Genomic DNA, 8,460 nt, shown 5'->3' with positions numbered 1-8,460 from the left:
GACCGGTCCCCGCCGGCTAACTCAGCGGGTCGGCGATGGTCGACTCGGCGAGCTGCGACAGACCCTCCCGCACGTGGCGGGCCCACATCGCGCCGATGCCCTCGACCGACTGCAGGTCTCCGGCGCTGGCCGCCAGCAGGCCCTGCAGCGTCCCGAACGACCGGACCAACAGGTCGGAGTGGGCGAACTGCAGCCGCGGGATGCTGGCCAGGGCGCGGTAACCCCGCGGGCTGACCGCCGAGTCCTGCGCCTCGGCCGTCGTCGGATAGCCGAAAACCTTTGCCAGCGCGGTCAATTCGAGTAGCTCGGTGTCCGAGAGGGCGTCCAGCTCGTCGAGCGTCGCCGTCATCTGCGCCTTGGACAGCGGCTCCGGGCTGGCGTGGTAGTCGCGCACGGTCAGCTCCCGGGCGATGTCGTTGCCGCCCAGCAGCTCGTCGAGCTGCAGCCGCAGCTGGCGTCCGTCGGTGCCCAGCTCGACGACGTCGTCGTCGATCACCAGGCCGATTCGCCGGACCAGCTCGAGCCGCTGCACCACCGTCATGACGTCGCGCAGCGTCACGAAGTCCTCGATCTCCGCGAGCGACAGTTGCCTGCTGACCTCGTCGAGGCGGGTCTTGTACCGCTCCAGGGTCGCGATCGCCTGGTTGGCCCGCGACAGGATGGTCGCCGAGTCGGCCACCACGTGGCGTTCCCCGCCGACGTAGACGGTGACGATGTTCATCGAGTGGCTCACCGAGATCACCGGGTAGCCGGTCTGAATCGCCGCCCGCTCCGCCGAGCGGTGGCGCGTCCCCGATTCGTCGGTGGGGATGGACGGGTCCGGCACCAGCTGCACGTTGGCCCGCACGATGCGGCTGCCGTCGGTGGACAACACCACCGCGCCGTCCATCTTCGCCAGCTCGCGCAGCCGGGTCGGCGCATACCGGACGTCGAGGGCAAAGCCGCCGTCGCAGATCGCCTCGACGTTTTCGTCGTTGCCGAGGACGATCAGCGCACCGGTGCGGCCGCGCAGGATGCGCTCCAGGCCGTCACGCAGCCCTGTGCCCGGCGCCAGGCGGGCGACGGTCTCACGCAGTGTCGGACGAGTCACAGCGTGTCATTGTGCGGCCCCAGCGCGTTGTGCGTCCAGCCATCGCGCGGCTCGGCGATGGCTTTCATGTGCTGCAGCGCCGTGACGATCGTCGGCGCCCGCAGGGCCCGCATCCCGTCGGGCACGATCTCGCGCCGCGGGTCGTCGCCGTCCGGGATGAGCGCGATGCTGAACCCCTGCCGTGCCGCCTCGCCCAGCCGCCGCTCCATGCCGCTCACCCGCCGCAGGTCGCCCGCCAGCCCCACCTCGCCGATCATCACCGCCGTGGTCGGCAAGGGCAGACCGGAGTAGGCCGAGGCCAGCGCCATCGCGACGGCCAGATCCGAGGAGGGGTCGGTCAACCGCATGCCGCCGACGGTGGACAGATAGATGTCGTTGACGCCGATGGCCAGCCTGCCGTGCTTCTCCAGCACGGCGCCGATCATCGCGGCGCGGGAGTGGTCGATCCCGCTGACCGCCCGCCGCGGGGAGCCGCCGCCGGGCGTGGCGAGCAGGGCCTGGACCTCCCCGATGAGCGGCCGCTTGCCGTCCAGCGTCACGGTGATCGCGGTCCCGGCGACCGGCGCCGGCCGCTGATCCAGGAACAGGTTCGACGGATCGGACACGTCCTCGATCCCGCTGTCGTGCAGCAGGAAACAGCCGACCTCGTCGGCCGCGCCGAACCGGTTCTTGATCCCGCGGACCATCCGCAGCGACCCGTTGCGGTCGCCCTCGAAATGCAGCACCACGTCCACCAGGTGTTCCAGCGAGCGGGGTCCGGCGATGGCGCCGTCCTTGGTGACGTGGCCGACCAGGATCAGCGCGATGCCGTTGGCCTTCGCCGCCGCGGTCAATGCGGCGGTGACCGCGCGAACCTGCGTCACCCCGCCGGCCACCCCGTCGGATTCCGTGGTGGACATGGTCTGCACCGAGTCCACGATCACCAGCGCGGGCCGCACCGCCGCGATGTGGGCCAGCACGGTGTGCAGGTCGGATTCGGCGGCCAGATAGACCTCCTGCGCGTCCTTGCCGCCGCAGCCGATCCGGTCGGCGCGCAACCGGATCTGGCCGGCGGACTCCTCACCGGAGATGTACAGCGCCCGCCGGCCCGACAGCGCCCAGCGGTGCGCCACCTTGAGCAGCAGCGTCGACTTACCCACGCCGGGATCACCGGCCAGCAGCGTGACCGAACCGGGCACGACACCGCCCCCGAGCACCCGGTCGAGCTCGCCGATCCCGGTCGAGCGGTGCCTGCTGGCGTTGGGTTCGACGGACGTGATCGGGACCGCCGGGGCAGCCGACACCGACGCCGACGCGGCCGCTGCGCGACGGCCGCCCACCGCGGCCAGCACCGGCACCTCGTCGACGGTGCCCCAGGTGCCGCACTCCAGGCAGCGGCCCACCCATTTGGCGGTGACGTGCTGGCATTCGGAGCAGCGGTACTGGGAGCGCGGATTTGCCACGCACATGACGGTATCGAGGCGGTACGACAAATCCCCGCTATGACAGGCGGTTGGCCCCGGCTAGCTTTGCTGCGGCGGTTCCAGCCCGGCCGAGACCGGCACCAGCACGGTGGCCTGGCCGGCCTTCTCGAAGTTGAAGGTGAAGTTGTACAGCAGGCCGTTGGTGATCGGCTTGGCCAGCGTGACCGTCGCTTTGGCCGCATTGCTGGATCCCACCGGGCCGGGCGCCACCTTCTGGCCGTCCGGCGTGCCGATCAACAGCATGCCGCCGGCGGGCAGCCGACCGTCGCCGCTCAGGGCCACCGAGCCGACGTCGCTGGTGATGCTCACCAATCGGTCCGGCGTGTCCGGCGACTGGTTGGTGGCCACCAGCACCAGGTCCACCGTTCGGCCCGGCTGCAGGAAGTCACCGGTCTGGGCGGCCCGGATGTGGATGTTGCGCAGCGCCACGTTCTTGATCGTGACCTTGTTGCCGTTGATGGCGGGCTCCTGAACGGCCATCTGCGAGACCTGGCCGGCCCCGCAGCCGCTGAGGAGGATCGCGACCACTGCGGCGAAGCCGATGAGTGCGGCGCGCTTGACGAGGTTCACTCACTGCCTCCTGCTGGGCCGGTAGAACGGATGCAACTATGCACAGTAGTAGGAAGGTTTCGCGCGCGGTAGCGCGGGGCGTAAGACCAGCCCGGAAGCCCTCCCGCGGGGCCGGCCGTGGCGGCCGCGGGGCCGCCGTCGGCGCCAGGTCAGGGCATTGGTAATGTGCATCACTGCACGTTCTGCTCCCCCTGTCAACCCCTAATCTGCGCGTGTTGTGCCCCTGACCTGCATCGTTGCTCCACGCGCGATTCGGCGGCCGTGTTAGACTGAAGTAACGAAAGGGGCTCGAATCAGATGATCTTCAAGGTCGGCGACACCGTTGTTTACCCGCATCACGGTGCTGCGTTAGTCGAGGCGATTGAAACCCGCACCATCAAAGGGGAACAAAAGGAATATCTCGTCTTGAAGGTGGCGCAGGGAGACCTCACCGTTCGAGTACCCGCCGACAACGCCGAGTATGTCGGAGTCCGCGACGTCGTCGGGCAGGAAGGCCTCGACAAGGTGTTCCAGGTGTTGCGGGCCCCGCACACCGAAGAGCCGACCAACTGGTCGCGCCGCTACAAGGCCAACCTGGAAAAGCTGGCCTCCGGCGATGTCAACAAGGTGGCCGAGGTCGTTCGCGACCTGTGGCGTCGGGACCAGGAACGCGGTCTGTCCGCCGGCGAGAAGCGCATGCTGGCCAAGGCCCGCCAGATCCTGGTCGGCGAACTGGCGCTCGCCGAGAGCACCGACGACGCCAAGGCGGAAACCATCCTCGACGAGGTCCTGGCCGCCGCTTCCTGAAGACCCTGATCCTTCGGTGGTCACGGGGACGGTCTCCTCGGACACGGTTGTCGCAGTGGTCCCGGCCGCGGGGTCGGGGGAGCGGCTGGGCGCCGGCATCCCGAAGGCATTCTGTGAAGTAGCCGGGCGCACCCTGTTGGACCGCGCCGTCGAAGGTTTGCTGGAATCCGGAGTCGTCGACCGCGTGGTGGTCGCCGTACCGGCGGCCCGGATCGATGAGGCCAAGCGGGCCCTGGGGGAGCGCGCGACCGTCGTCGCCGGCGGGGCCGACCGCACCACGTCCGTGAGCCTGGCGCTGGCCGCCCTCGCCGGTGATCCCGGGTTCGTGCTGGTGCACGACGCCGCCCGCGCCCTGACGCCCCCCGCGCTGGTCGTTCGGGTGGTGGACGCGCTGCGGTCCGGGCACAACGCCGTGGTCCCCGCGCTGCCGCTGCATGACACCATCAAGGCCGTGGACGCCAACGGGGTGGTGCTGGGCACGCCCGAGCGGGCCGGGCTGCGCGCCGTGCAGACGCCGCAGGGCTTCGCCCGGGAGCTGCTGCTGCGGGCCTACCAGCGCGCGGGCACCGCCGACTTCACCGACGACGCGTCGCTGGTCGAGCACGTCGGCGGCCAGGTTCAGGTGGTCGACGGCGACCCGCTGGCGTTCAAGATCACCACCCGGCTCGACCTGCTGCTGGCCGAAGCGGTCGTGCGCCCGTGAGCGGGCTGCCGCGCGTCGGCCTGGGCGTCGACGTGCACCCGATCGAGCCCGGGCGACCCTGCTGGCTGGTGGGGCTGCTGTTTCCCGGCGCCGACGGCTGCGCCGGCCACTCCGACGGCGACGTGGGCGCGCACGCGCTGTGCGACGCGTTGCTGTCGGCCGCGGGGCTGGGCGACATCGGCGCGGTCTTCGGCGTCGACGACCCCCGCTGGAAGGGCGTCAGCGGCGCCGACATGCTGCGCCACGTCGGCGACCTGGTGGCGCGCGACGGCCTCCGGGTGGGAAACGCCGTGGTGCAGCTGATCGGCAACCAGCCCAGGATCGGCCCGCGCCGCGCCGAGGCCCAGCGCGTGCTCTCCGAGTTGCTGGGTGCTCCGGTCTCGGTGTCGGCGACGACGACCGACGGGCTGGGCCTGACCGGTCGCGGCGAGGGCCGCGCCGCCGTCGCCACCGCTTTGGTCGTCCCCGTGGGCTGAGGCCCGCGTAGGGCCGGGCGACTCGGAACCACCCGGTAAGCTGGCACGTCGTGACCGATCGCGCCCGTTTGCGGCTACACGACACGGCGGCCGGTGCCGTGCGCGATTTCGTCCCGCTGCGCGAGGGCCACGTCTCGATCTACCTGTGCGGCGCCACCGTCCAGGGCCTGCCGCACATCGGGCACGTCCGCAGCGGCGTGGCCTTCGACATCCTGCGCCGGTGGCTGATGGCCCGCGGCTGCGACGTCGCGTTCATCCGCAACGTCACCGACATCGACGACAAGATCCTCAACAAGGCCGCCGCGGCCGACCGCCCGTGGTGGGAGTGGGCGGCCACCTACGAACGCGCGTTCAGCGCCGCCTACGACGCCCTGGACGTCCTGCCGCCGTCGGCCGAGCCCCGGGCCACCGGACACATCACCCAGATGGTCGAGTTGATGGAACGGCTGATCGAAACCGGCCACGCGTACCCGGCGGGCGGCGACGTGTACTTCGACGTGCTCAGCTATCCGGAGTACGGCCAACTGTCCGGGCACAAGATCGACGACGTCCACCAGGGTGAGGGCGTGGCGACCTGCAAGCGCGACCAGCGCGACTTCACCCTGTGGAAGGCCGCCAAGCCCGGCGAGCCGTCCTGGCCCACCCCGTGGGGCCGCGGGCGCCCCGGCTGGCACCTGGAGTGCTCGGCGATGGCGCGCACCTACCTGGGGCCGGAGTTCGACATCCATTGCGGCGGAATGGACCTGGTCTTCCCGCACCACGAGAACGAGATCGCGCAGAGCCGCGCTGCCGGCGACGGATTCGCCCGTTACTGGCTGCACAACGGCTGGGTCACCATGGGCGGCGAGAAGATGAGCAAGTCGCTGGGCAACGTGCTGGCCATCCCCGCGTTGCTGCAGCGGGTGCGGCCGGCGGAGCTGCGCTACTACCTGGGCAGCGCGCACTACCGCTCGATGCTGGAATTCTCCGACAACGCCCTGCAGGATGCGGTCAAAGCCTATGTGGGCGTTGAGGAATTCCTGCACCGCGTCCGCGTCCGCGTCGGCGGCGTCGAGCCGGGCGAGTGGACGCCGCGGTTCGCCGAGGCGCTCGACGACGACCTGGCCGTCCCGGCCGCGCTGGCCGAGGTGCACCACGCCCGGGCCGAGGGCAACCGCGCCCTCGACTCCGGCGACCACGACGGCGCCCTGCAGCACGCCCGGGCGATCCGCGCCATGATGGGGATCCTGGGTTGCGACCCGCTCGACGAGCGCTGGGAAACCCGCGACGAGACCTCGGCCGCGCTGGCGGCCGTCGAGGTGTTGGTGCGGGCCGAACTGGAGAACCGGGAAAAGGCCCGCGAGCAACGCAATTGGGCGCTCGCCGACGAGATCCGGGATCGGCTGAAGATCGCCGGCATCGAGGTGACCGACACAGCCGACGGGCCGCAGTGGTCGCTGCAGGCCGGTCAGAACCCGTAAATGGCCGGCAATTCGCGCCGCCGCGGCGCAATACGCAAGGCGGGCACCAAGAAGGGGCCCACCGTGGGCTCGGGCGGGCAGCGCCGGCGCGCGCTGGAGGGGCGCGGTCCCACACCCCCGGCGCACCTGCGACCCAACCATCCCGCCGCCAAGCGCGCGCAGTCCCCGCCGCGCCGGCCCGCCAAGCGGCCCACCGACGAGACGGAAACGGTGCTCGGCCGCAACCCGGTGCTGGAGTGCCTGCGCGCCGGTGTCCCGGCAACGGCGCTCTACGTGGCCCTGGGCACCGACACCGACGAGCGGGTGACCGAATCCGTCGCCCGCGCCGCGGATTCGGGCATCTCGATCCTCGAGGTGCCGCGTGCCGACCTGGACCGGATGACCAGCAACCACTTGCATCAGGGCATCGCGTTGCAGGTCCCGCCGTACAGCTACGCCCACCCCGACGACCTGCTGGCGACCGCCCTGGGCTCCCCGCCCCCGCTGTTGGTCGCGCTGGACAACATCTCCGATCCGCGCAACCTGGGCGCGATCGTGCGTTCGGTCGCGGCCTTCGGCGGCCACGGCGTGCTGATCCCGCAGCGCCGTTCGGCGTCGGTGACGGCCGTGGCCTGGCGCACCAGCGCCGGCGCGGCGGCCCGCATCCCGGTCGCCCGGGCCACCAATCTCACCCGGACGCTGAAGGATTGGGCCGACCGCGGGATCCGGGTGATCGGGCTGGACGCCGGCGGCGACACCGTGGTCGATGACCTGGACGGCGCCGACCCGCTGGTGGTGGTCGTCGGGTCGGAAGGCAAAGGGCTGTCGCGCCTGGTGCGGCAGAACTGCGACGAGGTGGTGTCGATCCCGATGGCCGGGCAGGCCGAATCGCTGAACGCCTCGGTGGCCGCCGGGGTGGTGCTCGCCGAGATCGCGCGCCAGCGCAGGACGTGACCCCGCTGCGCCGCTGGCCCGCGCGCCTCGGTGCGGTGCTGGCCGTCGTCGGTGTCCTGGCGTCGCCCGCGGCGGCCGCCCCGGCGCCGGGGTTCGACCTGCAGGCCCATCGCGGCGGGCGCGGGGAGACCACCGAGGAGTCGCTGCGTGCGTTCGCGAAATCGATCGAATTGGGTGTCAGCACGCTGGAACTCGACATCAACATCACGCGGGACGGGCAACCGCTGGTGTGGCACGATCCGGCGATCGACCCCGAGAAGTGTGACGACACCGGCCCCGCGGTCGCCGGGGATCCGCAGTACCCCTACGTCGGAAAGCTGGTGCACGAGCTCACCCTGCCGCAGATCCGCACGCTCGACTGCGGACGCCGGCTGGCCGAGTTTCCCGAAGCCGAGGTGGTGCGCGGCAACAAGATAGCCATCCTGCCGGAGGTGTTCGCGCTCGCCGATTCCTATCCCGCCGCGGTGCGCTACAACATCGAAACGAAGGTGGCGGCCGGCCGGCCCGGCACTTCGGCCGATCCCCAACAGTTCGTCGACGTGATCCTGGCCGCGGTCAGGTCGGCCGGCAAGGTCGATCGCGTGGAGATAGAGAGCTTCGACTGGCGGACCCTGCCGCTGGTTCACCGGGACGAACCTTCAATTCCATTGGTGGCGTTGTACAGCGAGGACACCTGGGCGCCCGGTTCGCCATGGCTGGCCGGTGAGAACGCCGCGGCTATAGGTGACCCGGTGGCCGGGGCGAAGCTGGTGGGCGCGGACGTCGTCGCGCCCAGCTACCGGCTGGTCAACGGCAAACCGTACGTCGACCACGCGCATGCGCTGGGGCTCAGGGTGATTCCGTGGACGGTCGACGACGCCGACACCATGCGCGAACAGATCGCCGACGGCGTCGACGGACTCATCACCGACTACCCGACGCTGTTGCGCGCCGTGCTGGGGCAGCTCGGCATGCCGCTGCCGCCGGCCTACCGCCGCGG

At 71.1% G+C, this 8,460-nt stretch carries 9 protein-coding genes; 6 read left to right on the top strand and 3 right to left on the bottom strand.

The annotated features are described in order from the left end of the window. Positions 1-16: 16 nt before the first annotated feature. The 3 genes from disA to HMPREF0591_RS01130 are packed head-to-tail and all read right to left on the bottom strand — an operon-like array spanning position 17 to position 3,123. Positions 17-1,090 (bottom strand): DNA integrity scanning diadenylate cyclase DisA, encoded by a 1,074-nt coding sequence (gene disA / locus HMPREF0591_RS01140; RefSeq protein ID WP_007166542.1) that lies wholly within the window; start codon positions 1,088-1,090, stop codon positions 17-19. Continuing rightward, a complete protein-coding gene (gene radA / locus HMPREF0591_RS01135) occupies positions 1,087-2,532 on the bottom strand; it encodes a DNA repair protein RadA (protein WP_040621614.1) in 1,446 nt (481 codons plus the stop codon). Before radA ends, disA begins: the two co-directional genes overlap by 4 nt. Before the next feature lie 60 nt (positions 2,533-2,592). Continuing rightward, positions 2,593-3,123, bottom strand: coding sequence for a copper chaperone PCu(A)C domain-containing protein (locus HMPREF0591_RS01130; RefSeq protein WP_007166540.1), 531 nt, complete (start codon positions 3,121-3,123; stop codon positions 2,593-2,595). Between the two features lie 297 nt (positions 3,124-3,420). On the opposite strand from HMPREF0591_RS01130, the gene carD reads away from it, so the two are divergent. The 6 genes from carD to HMPREF0591_RS01100 form a co-directional block, all read left to right on the top strand. Then, positions 3,421-3,909, top strand: coding sequence for an RNA polymerase-binding transcription factor CarD (carD, locus tag HMPREF0591_RS01125; protein ID WP_007166539.1), 489 nt, complete (start codon positions 3,421-3,423; stop codon positions 3,907-3,909). A 16-nt stretch (positions 3,910-3,925) separates the two neighbouring features. Next, entirely contained in the window at positions 3,926-4,612 is a 687-nt protein-coding gene (ispD, locus tag HMPREF0591_RS01120; protein WP_007166538.1) for a 2-C-methyl-D-erythritol 4-phosphate cytidylyltransferase, read from the top strand. Continuing rightward, a complete protein-coding gene (gene ispF / locus HMPREF0591_RS01115; protein WP_007166537.1) occupies positions 4,609-5,088 on the top strand; it encodes a 2-C-methyl-D-erythritol 2,4-cyclodiphosphate synthase in 480 nt (159 codons plus the stop codon). The genes ispD and ispF overlap by 4 nt, the downstream gene beginning before the upstream one ends. A 50-nt stretch (positions 5,089-5,138) precedes the next feature. Beyond that, positions 5,139-6,548 carry a cysteine--tRNA ligase gene (cysS, locus tag HMPREF0591_RS01110; protein ID WP_007166536.1) on the top strand — a complete coding sequence of 470 codons (1,410 nt, stop codon included), beginning with the start codon at positions 5,139-5,141 and terminating at the stop codon, positions 6,546-6,548. Then, positions 6,549-7,481 carry a 23S rRNA (guanosine(2251)-2'-O)-methyltransferase RlmB gene (gene rlmB / locus HMPREF0591_RS01105; protein WP_007166535.1) on the top strand — a complete coding sequence of 311 codons (933 nt, stop codon included), beginning with the start codon at positions 6,549-6,551 and terminating at the stop codon, positions 7,479-7,481. Further along, the coding region (locus tag HMPREF0591_RS01100; RefSeq protein WP_007166534.1) for a glycerophosphodiester phosphodiesterase at positions 7,478-8,460 on the top strand (983 nt) is incomplete at its 3' end. The genes rlmB and HMPREF0591_RS01100, both read left to right, overlap by 4 nt.

The sequence above is a fragment of the Mycobacterium parascrofulaceum ATCC BAA-614 genome, assembly GCF_000164135.1.
Classification (GTDB): Bacteria; Actinomycetota; Actinomycetes; order Mycobacteriales; family Mycobacteriaceae; genus Mycobacterium; species Mycobacterium parascrofulaceum.
The sequence above is the reverse complement of the archived record's forward strand: the minus strand, read 5'-3'. Positions and strand labels throughout refer to the sequence as shown.

Bases quoted from the DNA above. Each gene is read 5' to 3' on its own strand.
- rlmB (WP_007166535.1), top strand. From the start codon at position 6,549: ATGGCCGGCAATTCGCGCCGCCGCGGCGCAATACGCAAGGCGGGCACC.
- carD (WP_007166539.1), top strand. From the start codon at position 3,421: ATGATCTTCAAGGTCGGCGACACCGTTGTTTACCCGCATCACGGTGCT.